Origin of the sequence: Burkholderia diffusa, assembly GCF_902499115.1 — a bacterium.
In the GTDB taxonomy this organism is placed as follows: domain Bacteria; phylum Pseudomonadota; class Gammaproteobacteria; order Burkholderiales; family Burkholderiaceae; genus Burkholderia; species Burkholderia diffusa.
Map to the genome: position 1 here is coordinate 186834 of NZ_CABVPN010000009.1, position 16802 is coordinate 203635.

The window sequence follows — 16802 nt, forward strand, 5'->3', positions numbered from 1 at the left end:
GCATTCGGGCACGCTGCCGCGACGCGAGGGGCGTCGCGGCAGCCCTGCGCTCACGCGTGCATCACGGCGCGAAGAACACGTCGGTGCGGTTCGTCAGGTTGCCCGCGTTGGTCTGGACGAAGAACGGATGGAACGACGACGACGGCAGCACGTCGAGCCCCTGGTAATCACCGATGAAGAAGCCCTCCGCGTTCGGCGCGAGCTTCATGTCGAACGGGCCGCCGACGCGCCGCTCGTCGGCGAACGTGGTGCCGCCGTCGTGCGAGATCTTGCGCCAGAACCCGGTCGGCAGCGTCGTCGTGTTGCCGGCCTGCAGGTCGCGGAAGTCGTAGTAGGTGACCATCACCGAGCCGGCATTGTCGACGCGCACCGACGGATTGAACGCGGCACGCCCGGTCGGCGTGTTCACTTGCAGCGGCGCGCTCCAGCTCGCGCCGCCGTCCTTCGACGTCGACAGCGCGATCTCGTCGTAGTTGCCGCCGTTGAAGCGGCTGTCCTGCCAGACGACGTACAGTTGCCCGGATGCCGGATCGATCGCGGGCTCCGGAATGATGTCGCCGGTGCGTACCGGTTCGCCGGTGTTCGGATCGGTCACGCCGACCGTCTGCAGCCCGGCGATCACCTGCGGCTTCGTCCAGGTCGCGCCGTCGTCGGTCGACTTGATGAACGCGACCTTGCCGGCCGCCTTGCTGAACGGCGGCTGGATCAGGTCGAAGAAGTCGTAGAGCGTACCGGTCTTCGGGTCGACGACGATCTGGTTGCCGATCGTCTGCTGACGCGACGGCACGTTGACGATGACTTTCGCTCTGCTCCACGTCTTGCCGCCATCGACCGTCTTCGAGAAGAATGTCGGCCCGCGATATGCCTGCGTGTGCAGGTTCGCATACGGGTTGCCGTTCGGCAGTTCGAGGCGGTCCCACACCGCGTAGGCCGTGCCGGCCTTCACCGGGTTCGCCGTGACCGATTCCTTGTCGTTGAAGAACTGCGTCGTCGGTTCGTCGTTCGCGATCAGTACGGCCGGGCTGCTCCACGTCTGTCCGCCGTCGGTCGACACCGAGGCCGCGACCGCATTGCCGTTGTTCGACTGGTTGAACGAGATCGATACCGAATACGCGGTGCCGTCGGGCCCGAACGACACCCACGGATCTGACGCGCGCTCGTACTTGAGCCCGCCCGGCGCGCAGGCGCTGAACGGTTGCGGCGTGCGCGCCCAGGTCGCACCGCCGTCGAACGTGTAGCCGGCGACGAGCCCGTGGGCGCCGCCGTTCGACCAGCGATCCTGCTGCCACACGCCGATCATGTTGGTCGGGTTCGCCGGATTGACCGAGAGCCATGGTTCGACCTCGGCGTTCACGTAGTTCGTGCCGGGGCCGCCGATGGTGCAGGCGGCGAACGGGCTCGGGCCGGACACGACCACGGGGTCGGCATGCGCGGCCGCGGCGGCGGCCATCGCCATTCCCATCGTGGCGGACAGGCGGGTGAGGCGGGTGACAAGCGAGTGGGATACCATCGTGTGTCGCATGGACTGCTCCTCGTTCACGTGCGGCGGCGATGTCAGGGCGCAGCGGCACGTCGCGCACCGGTACGCGGCGGCAATGGATGCCGTGCCACGCGTCGGATGGTGTCGTTCAGGAGGCCGCTTCAGTCATCGCAATCCGCGTGTGCTGGATGCCGCCAGCACGTCGGTCAAGACACCTCTTCGTTTTCATTGCTTGTCGAGTGCGCCCAAGGATGCGGACGCGACGGGAAGGCCAGTCCGTGCATATGACGAATGCGTCGAAGTGGATAGCAATGTAGGCGATCGGTATGCGGCGCGGGAGGCAATTTTTTGTAACAGGACGTAGCCGGAAAGCGTTGCCGAAGCGGTGCTTCCGGAACGCAAAATTTGCCGCCGGAAAGTTCGGAAACCGAATCGAAAGCGCGAATCGGAATCGCTATCGATTACGCGGCATCGTGCCGATGCGGCGCACCGCCGGCGCCGTTCAGCGTTCGGTCGGAAAGCGGTCCTGCAATGCGTGCAGCCAGCGCGCGACGACGTCGAGTTCGGCGTCGGAAAACCCGTCGCACAGCTTGCCGTTCAGCTCGCGCAGCGCCACGCGCGCACGCTTGAGCGCCGCTTGTCCTTCGTCGGTCAGGAACAGGCGCGTTGCACGCCCGTCGTCCGAATCGGCGTGACGCGCGAGCAGGCCGGCCTTCGCCATCCGGTCGGCGAGCCCCGTCATCGCGGACGGCGCCAATTGCAGCGCCGCGCCGACTTCGCCGATCAGCGCGCCGTCCTGCCTCGCGAGGCAGAACAGCACGCCGGCCTGCGCGGCGCTGGCGCGCGCATCGGTCTCGGCCTTGCGATCGACCCAGCGCTGCACGCGCCGCTGGCCGATGGTCAACAGGAAAAACAGTCGTCGGTCTTCGCTCAAGCTCGGTTCCCGGCTGCAATGGAAAGGGACGGGCGACCCGCAGCGCGCGGCGCGTCGAGCGCCTGTGCGAGCCAGTCTGCGACCGCTGGCCACAGCACGGTGCCTGGCCGGCTGCGGAAGAAACCCATGTGTCCGACCGGTCCGCTGCCCGCGGCGTTCGGATCGATCTGGCGGCGTTCGACGGCCGCCCGGGTCAGGTAGCTTACCAGCAGGTCGATCGCGGGCGGGTTCGCCCACGGATCGTCGTCGAAGCCGAGCGCGAGAATCGGCAACTGCTGCTTCGAGAAGCGCTCGGCTGCCCCGAGCGTCGGATCGTCGAAGAAGTAGCGCGGCAACGTGGTCCAGCGGCTCCACTCGCGGAACACGCCGGCGGGGAGGTCCTCGCCGAGCCCGAGCCGCTTGCCCGGCACGTAGCCGAGCAGCGCGGACGCGAGCGGGCCGAGCACGCGCAGGATCAGCCGCACCTTCAGCCGCTCGGCCGCGCGGGAAATCAGCCGCGTGCTGCCCGCGTGCGCGGCGACGAGCACGGCCGCGCGCAGGTGCGCGGTGCCGGCCGACAGCCCGATCGCGTGACCGCCGACGCTATGCCCGACCGCCAGCAGCGGCAACCCTGCGTACGCGTCGCGCGCCCACGCGATCGCGGCGCCCACGTCGAGTTCGACCCAGTCGCGCATGCGAGCCTGCAGCGCGCTCAGCCGCGCGGGTCGCGACGCACCGATGCCGCGATAGTTGTAGGTCAGCGCCGCGAAGCCGCGTTCGGTCAGGAAGCGCGCGAAGCCCGCGTACAGCCGCTCCGGCACGGCGGTGGCCGGATGGATCAACACCAGCGCGCGCGGCGGCGTGTCCGGCAACCACCGCGTGCCGCGCAGCGTATAGCCGTCGGCGGCGCAAAACTCCACGGGGTCTGACGTCATGGCGATCCTCATTCGGGAAGTTATTTCGTATGCGAAATATAGTGCGTGGTTTATTTCGTGCACGAAATATCTATCGAGGAATCATTCGAACGGCGTTGCGCGACGCGTGGCGGCCGGCGTCGCTTCGTGGCGACTCATCCATAAAACATTTGCATCTTTGCATAGAAGAATATTGCGTTTGTCTCATGAAGCGGATCGCCTTATCTTCATCGGTTCCATCCGTGCGCCGGCCGTCGCGGCAAGCGGACCCAAGGGCGACGCCGTCGCGCGGCCGTCCGCCAACCACCGGGGAGATCACGTTGTTGAGCCGAATCGTCACGGCGCTGCTGCTCGCGCTCGCCGCGCAGCCGGGCATCGCCAAAGACACCGTCACGCTGCGCGTCGGTGAACAGAATTACTTCAACATCCAGGCGTCGATGGAGGCGTCCGGCGTGCTGAAGGACCTGCCTTACACGATCGAGTGGAAGCACTTCCAGGCCGCCGCGCCCGTTGCCGAAAGCCTGAACGGCAATGCGATCGACATCGGCTTCCTCGGCGATTCCGCGCTGCTCACGCTGGCCGCGCGCGGCGCGCCGGTGAAAGTGATCGCGGTGTCGCGGCAGAGCCTCGACGGCGTCGCGATCCTCGTGCCGAAGAACTCGCCGGTGCGCACCGTCGCCGACCTGCAGGGCAAGACCGTGGCCGTCTGGCGTGGCGCATGGAGCCAGCAGCTCGTGCTGCGCGCGCTCGAACACGCTGGCCTGCGCGCGGATTCCGTCAAGTACGCTTACCTGATGCCGATCGATGCGACCAACGCGCTCGCGAACGGCTCGGTCGACGCCGTGTCGCTGTGGGAGCCGTTCGTCAGCACGCTCGCGCTGCGGCAAGGCGCGCGGCCGGTGACGACCGCGCAGGGCCTGATGCCCGCGCTGAGCTTCGTCGCGGCGAACGAGCAGGCGGCTACGGCCAGGCGCGCGGAGATCACCGATTTCCTGAAGCGCGTGGTGGCCGCACGCCAGTGGGTCGACAGTCATCCGCGCGAGTATGCCGACCTGTGGGCGAAGCGCGCGACGCTCGAGCCGGACGTCGCGTACCGCTGGCTCGACAACGCGCACCAGCGCGTGGGCCCCGTCGACGACACGGCCGCGAAGGATGCGCAGAACACGGCCGACTTCCTGCACAAGGCCGGCGTGATTCCGGCCGCCTACGACACGGCGAAGCTGCTCGACTGGTCGTATGCGGGCGCATTCGCGGCGCCCGCGCAAAAGACGGCCGCCGCGCAGTGACCGTGCCGCCACGTCCGCCCGTTTCCGGCGATTCACGCGCATGTCGCGGAACTCGACCGGTATCACGCGGCGGTGACGGCGTAGGCGGCGAAGGTTGTCTTTTCGTTTCACCCGGGCATTTCAATCGTGGAATGCCGGGACGATTTCATTTCATGGGTCAGCGCATCGAGTCAGAACGACGGCAACCCCGGCGGATTCGTCTCCGCGCGCGCGACCGCCTCGCTCTGCTTACCCCAGCGCGCAAGCGCCTGCCCGTAGCGGCCGTTGCCGATGAGCGCGTTCGTCGCGAGCGTCAGCGGATTGCGCCTCCCGCATGGTGGCGCTCGACCTCGACCTGGATCGCGGACAGCACGGTCAGGATGATCAGGTACCAGACGGTCGCGACCATCAGCAGCGGAATCACTTCGAAATTAAGGATTTCGCAGGGTGTGTCAGAAGGCTTGCAGGGGGAGTGGGGTGGGCTGAGAAACCGTAGTCGATCAGGCGTATTACCCGATGACGCGCGGCGGCGTCGAAGCCTCCGCCAGCTGAAACAGGCAATCGCCGCGCCGCACCTGTGCGGGCACGCGCTTGCACACCACTTCGCCGTCGCCCTTGAAGCGATGCAGCACGGGTTCACGCAGCGGCGTGTCGGGGAAGTGCACCCACGCGGCCGGCTGGCCGGCCTTCACCTGGTCGCCGAGTTCGACGAGCGGTTCATACAGCCCGCGCTCGTACGCGTAGACGAAGTGGCGATCGCCGTCGACGCGCAGGAAGCGCGTGACGGTCGGCGGCGCGTCGGGCACGAGTGCGCCGTGCAGCAGGCCGATATGGCCGAGGTAGTGCAGCAGCCCGTGGCGGCCGAGCCGGATCAGCGACGGATCGGCCATCCCCGCGCCGCCGAGCTCGGTCACGATCGAGATCGCGCCCTGCCGGCGCGCGGCCGATGCCGAGTGCACCGGGTTCGGCGCGTGCAGCAGCGCGTTCGGCAGCCCGAACGCGACCAGCAGCCCGTTGAGCTTCGCCGCCTCGTCGTCGTCGAGCGGGTCGATCGCGAGCATGTTGCCGCCCTGGTACAGCAGCGAGCTGCCGCCCGAATGCAGGTCGACCAGATACTGCGCGCGCGACAGCAGCGCATGCTCGATGTAATGCGCGATCATCTGCGTCGGCGTGCCGGTCGGGTCGCCGGGGAAGCTGCGATTCAGGTTGCCTTCGTCGAGCGGCGACACGCGCAAGCCTGCATCGGCCGCGGGGAAATTCGCCATCGGCAGCAGGATCAGTTGCCCGCTGACCATCTCCGGATCGATCTCGCGCATCAGCTGCGACACGATGATCTGGCCTTCGTATTCGTCGCCGTGGTTGCCGGCCATCACGAGCGCGACCGGGCCGTCGCCATTGCGGATCGACGCGATCGGGATCGGCAGCCAGCCGTATGCGGAGCGATGCACGGAATGCGGCAGGCGCAGGTAGCCCGCATGCTTGCCTTGTGCATCGAGATCGATTTCGCAGTGGATGGGATTTCGGTGGGAGGAGGAAGCGGTCATGGCGGCATCGTTCGATGAACGTAATCTGCCATCTTATCGGGAAACGACCGCCGCGCGGCGTGCGCGATGCGGGCGATGCCGGACGCGGTCAAGCGGCTCGCGCGCGAACCTGCGACATGCGCCATCCGAGCAGCCGCACGCGATGTTGCAGCGGTGATACGCATGCCGGCGCGCGGCCGCCCGCGCACGCCGTGTTGCGCGTCGGGCCCCTTGTCGCAACGGGGCCGGCGCGCGCGATCGCTTCAGCGACCGGATGTTTCAGCTTCGATACGGCCTTCTTCCCACAGCGCCCAGAAACGGCTGCCGGCGCGATAGGGATTTGCGCGTCGCGCCGCGTGATCGGTGACGCCCTGGCGAAATGCGCCGTACAGCGTCAGCGGCGGATTGTCGACACACGCGGCTTCACGCGCGGCGGGCGCGCGGTGATCGGAAACGAGTCGCCGGATCAGCGAGGCGCCGTCGATCACGTCAAGTTGATCGCTCGCTTCCGCACGGCTGAGGACTTCGACGGTATTCATGTGTGGGCTCCCTGACATCCTGTTTCCAGTCAAAGAGCAATAAGGGTGCCAGCCGCGAAATTCCGCTTGCCGCACCGATCGTGCGGGCTTCTGCGGCGAACGTGACGCGCGGTGCGGGCCGATGTTACGGAACACGTCACGTGACACGGGCGAGCGCGGCGGAACACGTGCGCGTATGCGCCCAGCCACGCGAAGCGTTTCGGGAATCAATCGCGGGGAAGCGAAAAGGGACACGCAGGAGGGACGCGCAGTAAAGCGCGCAGGCCGTCGGCGTGAACGAACGCGCGCGCTCAGCTCGTGGTCGCGGGCGCCACGCGCCTGCTTCCTGCCGAATAGAAGCGGTAGATTCCCTTGCCGGCCGACTTCGCTTCGTACAGCGCGCTGTCGGCCTGCCGGATCAGTTCGTCGGCGGAGCCGTGCCCGTCGTCGAGCGCGATGCCGATGCTGATCCCGAAGCTGACGGTCTCGCCGATCGACAGCGCGTACGGCGCCGAGATCTGCCGGATGATCCGCGCGGCGAGCAGCGAACAGGCCTGCATCGTGGTGGCGTCGAGCGCGACGACGAACTCGTCGCCGCCGATCCGCGCCGCCAGCTCGCCGGGCGGCAGGGTCTTGCCGAGCCGCTCGGCGACCTGCGTGAGCACTTCATCGCCGGCCTGGTGGCCGAACCGGTCGTTGATTGCCTTGAAGCCGTCGAGGTCGAGATACATGACGGCGAGCGTGGCGCCCGGCAGGCGCGGCCGATGCGCGAGCATCCGCTTGAGTTGCGCATGCAGTTCGTGGCGGTTCGGCAATCCCGTCAGCGCGTCGTGTCGCGCGAGGTGCCGGATGTGCTGCTCGCTGCGGCGGCGCGTGGTGACGTCCTCGACGATGACCACCGCGTTGCCGTCCGGCACGCGATGGCGTGTCAGTTCCAGCTGTCGGCCGTCGGCGAGCGTGATGTCGAGCGGCACCGGTTCGTCATGGTTCAGCCAGACGTCGCATTGCACGGCGAGACCTGCACCGTCGGAATCGGTCACCGCGTTCGCGCCGAGCGCCGCGACGACGTCGGGTAGCGGCGTATCGAGCATGATCTCGCGTGGCGAGCCGAACAATTGCGCGGTACGACGGTTCGCGACGATCACGCGGCTCTCGCCGTCGATCATGCACAGGCCGTGCGGCATGTAGGTGAGGGCGGCGTCGAAGCGCGCGACGAGCTCGGCGTTGCGCTGGCGCGCGGCGATCAGCGCGACCAGCACGCGGTAATGACGCTGGACGACCGTGCGCATGGCCGCGAGATAGATCGCGAGCGGCGGCAGCAGCAGCCATGCGCCGGGCCGGTCGACCAGCAACGCGCCGAGGCCGATCGGCAGGACGCCGAGCGTGACCTGGGTCATCGCGAGCCGCGGCAGCGCCGAATTGCGCGACGCGATCCCGCCGAACACGCCGCCCGCGACCATCACCGACAGCGTGCCGAGCTCGGCGTCGGGCGCCGCCACGCAGCCCATCACGCCGAGGCCGAGCACGAAGCACGCGGCAAGCGACACGGGCGCATAGCGCAGCGCCCAGTATTCGGCGCGATCGTCGCCGGCGGCACGGTGCACTGCATACGCGCGTGCGATCGCGAGCCGCGCGGCGAGCAGGCCGACGTCGACGATGAGCCACACCGAACACCAGAGTTGTTGCAGCCGGATCAGCGCGATCGCCGCGACGAACGCGCTGGCGAGGCCGGACAGCGCCATCGGGCGTACGTCTTCGAACAGCGTGACGAGCATCGACGGGCGTAGCCCGGCCGTCACGCGGTGATTGCCGCAGGGGGGAGTGGCGAGAACGGCGTTCAGGAGGCTTGCCTTGACTGCCATGGCTATTTTGACCTCGACACGATGCGGCGCATTGCCGAGCGCCCCGCACGGCACGTGGCGGGGCGACCGGCGAGCCGGATGCGCACGACATTACCATGAAACGCCGGCCGCGCGTGACGTGCGGGGGCGTCGGCGAGTCGTCTCTGACCACGCCGGCGTGCGCCGTGCGCATTCGCCGACGCGGGGGCAGGCGTCGTTGCCCACGGGACGATGTCGGACAGTCGCCCGCGGACCGGTTTCGGCGCGCGCCGCACATGGCAGGCCCCTGGCGCGCGATCGTCCGGCGGCGATCGATACGCCCGCCGCGACACCGCCCGGTCGGGCTCGTGTGCCGCCCGCGACCGGGCGCCGCAGCCCGTGTGAATCCCGTTATAAGAAATTCAATAAGTATTTCATGCGGGAAATACTATAGGCGATATATCTAAAACAATGCCAGAATGCGCGCCGCTCCGAACGCCGCGACACCCTATCGCCGTCCGAGCCGCATCAGGAGGTTCCCCCCACATGAAAAACCACGGCCTGTCACGGCGGGGTTTTCTGAAAGCCAGCGTGCTGGCGGGCGTCGCGGTGTATGTCGCGCCCATCGGCAGCCGCGCGTTCGCGGCGCTCTTCGAAGAAAAACTCCTCACGCCCGTCAAATGGGATAGCGTCACCGGCATACCCCAATTCCGCATCGACGGCATCGCGAAAGTCACGGGCTCGAAAGTGTTCGCCCGTGACGTGCGTGCCGCCGACATGCCGCACTGGCCGCAGCAGCAGTCGCACGCGCTGATCCTCCGCGTCACGCAGGCCGACCGCACCTACGAAGGCTTCGACCTGTCGCTGCTCGGCGACGAACTGAAGCCGGACCGCGTGGTCACGGCCGACGATCTCGCGCGCGACGGCGTCGCGTTCCCGGCGTTCTACGGCGACGACATGCTGTTGCCCGCCGGCAAGACGCCCGCGTATCTCGGCCATGCGGTCGCGATCCTCATCTATCACGACTTCGCGCGCTTCCGCTTCGCGAAGAACGCGCTCAAGTTCCGCGACGACGTGATCCGCTACGGCGCGGTCACGGGCCCGCTCGAGCGCGATCCGTGGGGCACGTTCCGCTTCGTTCGGGTAGGCGGCAAGACGGCCTATGACGCCGACGTCTATTCGAGCCTGAAGGACGCGCCGATCTTCCCGAGCATGATGCGCAAGCACCTGCCGGTCTGGCCGGACGGCAAGGAGCACGGCAAGCTCGACGAGCAGGGCATGTTCCTGGCCGGGCAGATCGCCAGCGAGTTCGACCATCCGCCGGCCGACTGGCTCGTGTTCGACCGCGCGTACAGCACGCAGTCGGTCGACACCGCCGCGCTCGAACCCGACAACGCGAACTGCTGGTACGACGCCGCGACGCAGGCGCTGCACCTCGTCGTGCCGACGCAGTCGCCGCTCGAAGTGGCGGAGAACGCGGCCGCGATGGTCGCGAAATGCCGCTTCCCGGTGAAGAAGCTGTTCGTGCATCCGTGCTACACGGTCGGCTACGGCTCGAAGGATCACTGCAACGTGCCGTTCTACGGCCTCGTCTGCGCGCTGTACGCGGACGGCCGCCCGGTGCGGTTCGCGAACGACCGCTACGAGCAGTTCCAGACATCGCTGAAGCGTCACGCGTTCAAGATGCATTACCGGATCGCGGTCGATCGCAACACGGGTCTCATGCAGTCGTTCAAGGGCGACTTCGAGGCGAACGGCGGCGGGCGCTCGAACTTCTCGCCGTCGGTGGCGATGGTCGGCGCGACGGCCGCGCAATCGATCTACTACTTCCCGAAGAGCGACCTCGCGGCAGTCGCGATCGCGTCGCGCGCGATCGACGCAGGCTCCGCGCGCGGCTACGGCACGCTGCAGAGCATGGCCGCGACCGAGATGGCGGTCGACGAGATCGCCGCGCAACTGAACCTCGATCCGATCGAGTTCCGCCTGCGCAACGCGCTGCGTTCGGGGATGAAGAACACGCAGGGCGCGATTCCCGCCGGCGCGCTGCGCGTCGACGAAGTGCTGGAACGTGCAAGGCAGCATCCGTTGTGGACGCGCCGTGCGGCGCGCAAGGCCGAATTCGAGGCGGCGAACCCGGGCAAGCGCTACGGCGTCGGCTTCGCGTGCGTGCAGAAGGATTTCGGCACGGGTGCCGAGGCATCGTTCGCGAAGGTCGAATTCGACGAGAACGGCAAGGTGTCGCTGCATCACACGGCTGCCGAGATCGGCACCGGGATGTCGACGTCGCAGGCCGTCGCGGTCGCGAAGTGGCTCGGCCGCCCGGCGACCGAGGTGCGCGTCGCAGTGACCGAATGGCCCGATCTGCCGGTCGAGACGAGCGGCGATCCGTACCTGATGTCGCAAGCCGACCAGGACCGGCTGAGCGCGAATCCGCGCTGGTCGCCGGGCTATGCGTCGCCGTCGAGCGCGACGAACTCCGCGTACTACTTCACGCACAGCACGCGCGAAGCCGCGCGCGCGGTGTTCCGCTACGGGCTGTGGCCGGCCGCGATGTCGATCTGGACGCGCGGCCTCGGCGGCGGCCAGGCCGCGCCGTACACGATCCGCATCGAGGACGCGCGCTGGGTCGAAGGCAAGCTGACCGCCGACGGCCTCGAGCCGCTGACGTTCGAGCAGCTCGCGAAGCAGGCGCATGCGCTCGGCCTGGCGACCGGCGCCGTCGTACACGTGTTCAACCGCTGGCAATGGACCGACGCCGAGTTCGACGTGGGCGGCGCGGTCGATCGTCTGCCGATCGACGGGCTGTCGCTGCGGATCGGCGCGCCGAAGACCGGCGACGACGGCCCGATGCCGGGCACCGCCGCGCCGGTCGGCGCGACCGCGATGCACGGTACGCTGGCGCCGACGGCGAACGGCTATCGCGTGCTGGACCGCAAGCGCGTGTTCATCCCGCCGACGAGCCGCAACAACGCGGCCGTCACGTACTACACGGCGGTCGGCACGCTCGTCGAGCTGGCCGTGCACGAAGCGACCGGCAAGGTCGAGCTGCTCACGCATCACTCGATCATGGAGTGCGGCAACCAGATCTCGCCGCAGCTCGTGTCGGGCCAGTTGCAGGGCGGCCTCGCGATGGGCATCGGCCATGCGCTGCACGAGTACCTGCCGCTTTACGAAGACGGCCCCGGCAACGGCACGTGGAACTTCAACCGCTACCAGCTGCCGCGCGCGACCGACGTCGCCGTGTGGTCGCAGACGGGCGACATCCTGCCGCCGCTGTCCGAGACCGATCCGCCGAAGGGTGTCGCCGAAGTGGTGATGATTCCCGTCGTCGGCGCGATCGTGAACGGCATCGCGCACGCGATCGGCCATCGTTTCACCGACTTGCCGGTGACCCCGCAAAAGATTCAGGAGGTGCTCGCATGACGACCGCCCAAACCGCCGCGTCGGCCGCGAGCGCCAGCGCGTCCGCGACCGGCGCGTCCGCGCCGAACGCGGCTTCGGCCGCTCCGGCACCCGCGGCACCGGCTGCCGCACCGGCCACCGTCGAGCGTCCGCTCGTCCGCTTTCAGCAGAAACCGCTGTCGGTGAACATCAACGGCAAGTCCGTCGGCCCGATGCAGGTGCCCGAAGGGCTGATGATGATCGAGTTCCTGCACGAGTATGCGGGCCTCACCGGTTCGCGGCTCGGTTGCGGGCAGGGCATCTGTCACGCGTGCGTCGTGATCGTCGACAAGCCGGACGGCACGAGCGAGGAAATGCGCACATGCATCACCGGCGCGCATTTCTTCCACGGCCGTTCGATCCGCACGATCGAAGGTCACGCGAAGCGCAACCAAGCCGGCGAAGTGGTCGAGCTGTCGCCGATCCAGCAGAAGTTCCTCGAGCACTTCAGCTTCCAGTGCGGCTACTGCACGCCGGGCTTCGTCAACGCGGCGACGGTGCTGATCGAACGCCTGAAGCGCGAGCCGGTCGCGAAGGCCGACGTCGAGCGCACGATCACCGACGCGCTGAACGCGCACATCTGCCGCTGCACCGGTTACGTCCGCTATTACGAAGCCGTGAAGGACGTGATCCTGACGACGCCGGGACTCGTGAAGGACGCCGCATGAAACGCACATTCGCCCATCGTGCCGCGCGGGCCGCGGGCCTGCCGGCACTCGCGGCCGCCTGCGCGCTGCTGCTCGCCGCCTGCGGCGGCCATGACGCGCCGGCTTCGAGCGCGGCTTCCGGCGCGCCCGGTGCCGACCAGGTCGCGCGCGGCCGCTATCTCGTGAAGGCCGCGGACTGCGCGGCGTGCCACACCGCGAAGGACGGCGCGCCGTTCGCGGGCGGTGCGCCGCTCGAATCGCCGTTCGGCACGTTCTACGGCTCGAACATCACGCCCGACAAGGACCACGGGATCGGCGGCTGGAGCGCGGACGACTTCTACGCCGCGCTGCATGACGGCAAGGCGCCGGCCAAGCGCCTGTATCCGTCGATGCCGTATACGTCGTACCGGCAGCTCACGCGCGCCGATACCGACGCGATGTACGCGTACCTGAAGACGGTGAAGCCGGTCGCTCAGGAAAACCGCCCGCACGAACTCAAGTTCCCGTACAACCTGCGCGTCGGCATGGTGTTCTGGGACATGGTGTTTCTGAAGGACAGCCTGCCCGATGCATCGACCGGCCAGTCCGCCGACTGGCAGCGCGGCCGCTATCTGGCGGGCGCGCTCGGCCACTGCGCGGAATGCCACACGCCGCGTGCGTTCACGGGGCAGCTCGACGGCGCGAAGCCGTTCTCCGGCGCCGCGCTCGGCCGCGTGGCCGCGCCGGACATCACGCCGGCCGGCCTCGCCGCGCGCGGCTGGACGGGCACCGACCTGCAGACGTTCTTCGGCGTCGGCATCGCGCCGCAAGGCTCGGCGTTCGGCGAAATGTATCCGGTCGTGCACCTGAGCACGCAATACATGACGAAGGACGATCTGCGCGCGCTGTCCGTGTACCTGCTCGGCGATACGCCGCCGGCGCCGCAGGCGGTGAAGCCGGTGTCGGCCGATGCCGCGCAGCTCGCGGCCGGCCGCTCGGTGTATCTCGCGGTGTGCGCGGGCTGTCACGGTTTCGACGGCGAAGGCAAGCCGCACGTGGCGGTGCCGATGAACGGCAATTCCACGCTGCGTCAGGGCGATGCGCGCAACCTGCTGGTCGCGATGCTCGACGGCATCGACGAGCAGAAGTTCGCCGGCTTCGAGAACCTGCAACCGATGCCGGGTTTCGCGCACACGCTGAGCGACGACGAACTCGCGCAGCTCGCGAACTACCTGCGCGCGACGTGGGGCGGCCAGCCCGCGAGCGTCATGCCGGCCGACGTGAAGGCCATGCGTCGGTAAGTCGTGCGGCGCGGCGGGGCGTCGCGCGCGAGGCGGCCGGCTTCCGGCCGCGCTCCTGCGTAACGCCCCGCTCGAGCCTTTCCGGCGGCGCTTCAGTAGCCGCCCCCTCCGCCACCTCCGCTGCCGCCCGCGCCGCCATACCGGCTCATCCCGGGGCCTGGCGATACGCCGCCACCCGACGACGTACATCCGGCCGACAGCACCAGCATCAGTGCCGCGAGCAGCGCCGCGGCCAATCTTGCCGAATTCATTTCACTCTCCTTTCGCCGAGAAGGCCGCGCGGCAGGATGGTTCGCGTGAACCGGCGACCGCGCGATGACGAAACGTTTCCGGCGGGCGGTTTATTCCATGCTTTTTGCGTATCGGCACATGGCGACATGGAGCGGGGCAGGCGCTCGCGCATGCAGCCGGGGCGCGGCGCGCCCCCGCAGATTCGCTGCATCCGGGCAACGGAGAAGTGAGCAGCCGGAATGCCGCCGTCGCGGCGGCATCCGGTCAACGATAGACGAGATCGGCGCGGCGGTTCTGCGCCCACGAATCCTCGTCGTGGCCGAGCGCGACCGGCTTTTCCTTGCCGAGGCTGACCGCTTCGAGTTGCGACGCCTGCACGCCCAGCGTTTCCAGTGCGCTCATCACGGCTTGCGATCGGCGTTGGCCGAGCGCGAGGTTGTATTCGGACGTCCCGCGTTCGTCGGTGTTGCCCTGGATCAGCACGCGGCGCGACGGGTGGCTGCGCAGGTAGTCGGCGTGCGCCTGCAGCAGCGTCTGGTATTCCGGCTTCACGGAGTACTGGTCGAAATCGAAGTAGACGCTGCGCTTCGCGAGCGGGCTGTTCGGATTGTTGAGATCGTCCGCCGCCACCGTCGCGACCGCTTCGCTCGATGGGGCCGGCGCCATCCCGGCGTTCTCGGGCGTTTTCGCCGCGTGGTGACAACCCGCCAGCAGCGCGAAGGCTGCCATGACCGCAAATCGGTTCGTTTTGCTCATCGTGCGTCTCCTGCGGTTGACTGCGAGGAAAGCGTGGTGCGCGCGAACTGTCGCGTCACGCATCCGGCGAGACGGCACGAAAGTGCCGGCTTCCGTGCGCGATGCGCTTTCGTAAGCCGGCGATGCGCCATATGAAAGATTGTCTCGACCGGAACGCCGAAGCACGGCGCCGCTGCAACTAGATTAGGAAAAATGTCACAGCGTGACCAGTTTCTCGGCATTTTTCACACGGGAACGACGCAGGACGCATTCTTGCTTGCGCGGAAACCGCAGCATGCGCGGCGATGCATGATGCGCCATGCCGGTGCGGGCGCGACTCGTGTCGCCGGGGCGTCAGAACTTGTGCCGCAACCCGAGCGCGACCACCAGCTGGTTGCTATTGGCTGACGGCGTCATCGTCCAGACGGTCGCGTTGAACGCGGGATTGCCGTTGCCGCCGCTCACGCTTTGATAGACGGCTTCGAGATACGCGTCCGTGCGCTTCGAGAACGCGTAGTCGGCCTGCGTGACCACGTGGTTCCATTTCGGGCGCGTCTGGCCCGTGCGCGTGTCGAAACGGCCCATCGTATACGTGTACGCGGCGGCTACGCTGAACGCCTGCGTGACGAAGTATCGGCCATCGACCGTGAAGTTGTCGAAGACGAGCGATTCGCCCTTCAGCGGGGTGATGCCGCTGCCCTGGAGCACGCCGCTCACGCCGTCGGTGGCCGAGTGAGACCATGCAGCGCCGACCGAATGCGGGCCGAACGCATAGCGGCCGGCCACGGCCCAGATCTGCTGGTTGCCGCCCGTGATCGTCGCCGAGCCGTCGACCGTGCTCAGTGCGCCGTCCGGATTCGGCGCATTGCGGTCGCGGCTGATCTTCAGGTAACCGGCGCCGAGCTTCAGCGGTCCGTTCGCATACCCGAGCCCCGCGCTCCACACGGCGTTGTTCGAGAACGCGCCTGCCGTGTTCGAGAATCCGTACAACGCGCCGAACGTCAGCCCGCGATACGTCGGGCTCGTGTACTTCACCGCGTGGTTGATGCGCAGGTTGCGGTTCGAGTCGTCGTTGTCATACGGATGCACCGCGAGGTTGCCGCCCCAGCCGGGGCCCGACGCGCCGAGCGGCGTCACGAAATCGAGGATCAGGTCGTACTGGCGGCCGAACGTGAGCGTGCCGGCCGTGCGCGAGCTCACGCCGAGCCACGCCTGACGGCCGAACATGTCGACGCCTTTCTGCGACAGCTTGCCGTTCGTGCCCGCGAAGCCGTTCTCGAGCGTGAAGACCGCCGCCATCCCGCCGCCGAGATCCTCGCGGCCGCGCAGCCCCCAGCGCGACGCGTTCAACGCGCCGCTCGTCAGCCCGACGCTGCCGCTGCCGGGCGAACCGGCACCTTGCGTACGCTGGTTGGTCGCGTAGGTGATCGACGTATCGATCAGGCCGTACAGCGTCACGCTGCTCTGCGCGTGCGCGACGCACGGAATCAGGCCGGCCGCGCAGGCGGCGAGCACTGTTCCCGGGAGCGCCCCGGTACGACGGCCGCGGCGGACGGCATGCGGCGTGGCAACGCGCGCGTTGGCGGGCTGGATGGTTTTATAGGAATGCATAGGATTTTTTATCGTTGGTCTCCGGCCCGATCGCCGGTGGGTCGCGTCGGCGCGCCGGCCGACTGATCGAGCGGCCATTATTGGAGATCGCGCGACCGTCGATTAAGCCGCTGCACAGGAAAGGTCCTCTGCGAAATCGCGTGGAATCGTGGCGTTTCGATGCAGGGTGTTTCCGTCGAATCGGCGCGCAATGGAACCATCGCGTGTGCGGAAGGATTCGGCAGGGCCGGGGCGGCTCAGCGTGAGCGTCGGTACTTTCACGAGCCTGCGGCGAATGTCGTCCGGGTGGTGATCCAACGCGCTGGGTCGTGTGTTGCTCGTTGGCGGCGGCATGTATTTCTGGTCTCGTGCGCGGAACCCGGAAAAATTTGCCGCCCGAAGCGGCAACGGTCGAATTGCCGCGTCGGGTTCATTCCGTTCGTAG

General features: G+C 68.0%; 13 protein-coding genes and 1 pseudogene. 4 read left to right on the forward strand and 10 right to left on the reverse strand.

Features of this window, described 5'->3' with window-relative positions; genetic code table 11:
* Positions 1–61 precede the first annotated feature (61 nt).
* From BTE28158_RS11495 to BTE28158_RS11505, 3 genes are all read right to left on the reverse strand, one after another.
* A complete protein-coding gene (locus BTE28158_RS11495) occupies positions 62–1522 on the reverse strand; it encodes a sialidase family protein (protein WP_124622733.1) in 1461 nt (486 codons plus the stop codon).
* Between the two features lie 460 nt (positions 1523–1982).
* On the reverse strand, positions 1983–2414 hold the full coding sequence (locus tag BTE28158_RS11500; protein WP_124622729.1) for a MarR family winged helix-turn-helix transcriptional regulator: 432 nt from the start codon (positions 2412–2414) through the stop codon (positions 1983–1985).
* A complete protein-coding gene (locus BTE28158_RS11505; RefSeq protein WP_124622727.1) occupies positions 2411–3328 on the reverse strand; it encodes an alpha/beta hydrolase family protein in 918 nt (305 codons plus the stop codon). The genes BTE28158_RS11500 and BTE28158_RS11505 overlap by 4 nt, the downstream gene beginning before the upstream one ends.
* A 299-nt stretch (positions 3329–3627) precedes the next feature.
* Here BTE28158_RS11505 and BTE28158_RS11510 point away from each other — a divergent pair, with 299 nt between their 5' ends.
* Positions 3628–4593, forward strand: a complete 966-nt coding sequence (locus BTE28158_RS11510) for an ABC transporter substrate-binding protein (protein ID WP_151050323.1) — start codon at positions 3628–3630, stop codon at positions 4591–4593.
* Positions 4594–4763: 170 nt separating this feature from the next.
* On the opposite strand, the pseudogene BTE28158_RS11515 reads toward BTE28158_RS11510, so the two are convergent.
* The 4 genes and pseudogenes from BTE28158_RS11515 to BTE28158_RS11530 form a co-directional block, all read right to left on the reverse strand.
* A pseudogene (locus BTE28158_RS11515) lies at positions 4764–4892 on the reverse strand (ABC transporter substrate-binding protein); the annotation flags it as partial.
* Between the two features lie 189 nt (positions 4893–5081).
* Entirely contained in the window at positions 5082–6116 is a 1035-nt protein-coding gene (locus BTE28158_RS11520; RefSeq protein WP_124622713.1) for a succinylglutamate desuccinylase/aspartoacylase family protein, read from the reverse strand.
* A 242-nt stretch (positions 6117–6358) separates the two neighbouring features.
* The gene (locus tag BTE28158_RS11525; protein WP_059600470.1) at positions 6359–6634 is read right to left on the reverse strand and encodes a hypothetical protein; all 276 of its coding nucleotides are present in this window, start codon (positions 6632–6634) and stop codon (positions 6359–6361) included.
* A gap of 290 nt (positions 6635–6924) precedes the next feature.
* Positions 6925–8475 carry a sensor domain-containing diguanylate cyclase gene (locus BTE28158_RS11530; protein ID WP_151050325.1) on the reverse strand — a complete coding sequence of 517 codons (1551 nt, stop codon included), beginning with the start codon at positions 8473–8475 and terminating at the stop codon, positions 6925–6927.
* Between the two features lie 504 nt (positions 8476–8979).
* On the opposite strand from BTE28158_RS11530, the gene BTE28158_RS11535 reads away from it, so the two are divergent.
* Genes BTE28158_RS11535 through BTE28158_RS11545 form a run of 3 tightly spaced genes read left to right on the forward strand, consistent with a single transcriptional unit; the run spans position 8980 to position 13801 of the window.
* On the forward strand, positions 8980–11856 hold the full coding sequence (locus BTE28158_RS11535) for a xanthine dehydrogenase family protein molybdopterin-binding subunit (RefSeq protein WP_151050329.1): 2877 nt from the start codon (positions 8980–8982) through the stop codon (positions 11854–11856).
* Positions 11853–12542 (forward strand): (2Fe-2S)-binding protein, encoded by a 690-nt coding sequence (locus BTE28158_RS11540; RefSeq protein WP_174919872.1) that lies wholly within the window; start codon positions 11853–11855, stop codon positions 12540–12542. The genes BTE28158_RS11535 and BTE28158_RS11540 overlap by 4 nt, the downstream gene beginning before the upstream one ends.
* Positions 12539–13801 (forward strand): cytochrome c, encoded by a 1263-nt coding sequence (locus BTE28158_RS11545; RefSeq protein WP_174919874.1) that lies wholly within the window; start codon positions 12539–12541, stop codon positions 13799–13801. Before BTE28158_RS11540 ends, BTE28158_RS11545 begins: the two co-directional genes overlap by 4 nt.
* Positions 13802–13893: 92 nt before the next feature.
* On the opposite strand, the gene BTE28158_RS11550 is transcribed toward BTE28158_RS11545, so the two are convergent.
* From BTE28158_RS11550 to BTE28158_RS11560, 3 genes are all read right to left on the reverse strand, one after another.
* Positions 13894–14052, reverse strand: coding sequence for a hypothetical protein (locus tag BTE28158_RS11550; RefSeq protein WP_170296484.1), 159 nt, complete (start codon positions 14050–14052; stop codon positions 13894–13896).
* A gap of 244 nt (positions 14053–14296) precedes the next feature.
* Positions 14297–14788 carry a peptidoglycan-associated lipoprotein Pal gene (gene pal / locus BTE28158_RS11555; RefSeq protein ID WP_059600465.1) on the reverse strand — a complete coding sequence of 164 codons (492 nt, stop codon included), beginning with the start codon at positions 14786–14788 and terminating at the stop codon, positions 14297–14299.
* 333 nt (positions 14789–15121) lie between these two features.
* Complete coding sequence (locus BTE28158_RS11560; RefSeq protein WP_151052057.1) at positions 15122–16378, reverse strand: porin; 1257 nt, start codon at positions 16376–16378, stop codon at positions 15122–15124.
* Between the last annotated feature and the right edge of the window lie 424 nt (positions 16379–16802).

Coding starts and splice junctions, on each gene's coding strand:
- BTE28158_RS11545 (WP_174919874.1), top strand. CDS start 12,539: ATGAAACGCACATTCGCCCATCGTGCCGCGCGGGCCGCGGGCCTGCCG.
- BTE28158_RS11540 (WP_174919872.1), top strand. CDS start 11,853: ATGACGACCGCCCAAACCGCCGCGTCGGCCGCGAGCGCCAGCGCGTCC.
- BTE28158_RS11505 (WP_124622727.1), bottom strand. CDS start 3,328: ATGACGTCAGACCCCGTGGAGTTTTGCGCCGCCGACGGCTATACGCTG.
- BTE28158_RS11530 (WP_151050325.1), bottom strand. CDS start 8,475: ATGGCAGTCAAGGCAAGCCTCCTGAACGCCGTTCTCGCCACTCCCCCC.
- BTE28158_RS11495 (WP_124622733.1), bottom strand. CDS start 1,522: ATGCGACACACGATGGTATCCCACTCGCTTGTCACCCGCCTCACCCGC.
- BTE28158_RS11535 (WP_151050329.1), top strand. CDS start 8,980: ATGAAAAACCACGGCCTGTCACGGCGGGGTTTTCTGAAAGCCAGCGTG.
- BTE28158_RS11520 (WP_124622713.1), bottom strand. CDS start 6,116: ATGACCGCTTCCTCCTCCCACCGAAATCCCATCCACTGCGAAATCGAT.
- BTE28158_RS11525 (WP_059600470.1), bottom strand. CDS start 6,634: ATGAATACCGTCGAAGTCCTCAGCCGTGCGGAAGCGAGCGATCAACTT.
- BTE28158_RS11560 (WP_151052057.1), bottom strand. CDS start 16,378: ATGCATTCCTATAAAACCATCCAGCCCGCCAACGCGCGCGTTGCCACG.
- BTE28158_RS11550 (WP_170296484.1), bottom strand. CDS start 14,052: ATGAATTCGGCAAGATTGGCCGCGGCGCTGCTCGCGGCACTGATGCTG.
- pal (WP_059600465.1), bottom strand. CDS start 14,788: ATGAGCAAAACGAACCGATTTGCGGTCATGGCAGCCTTCGCGCTGCTG.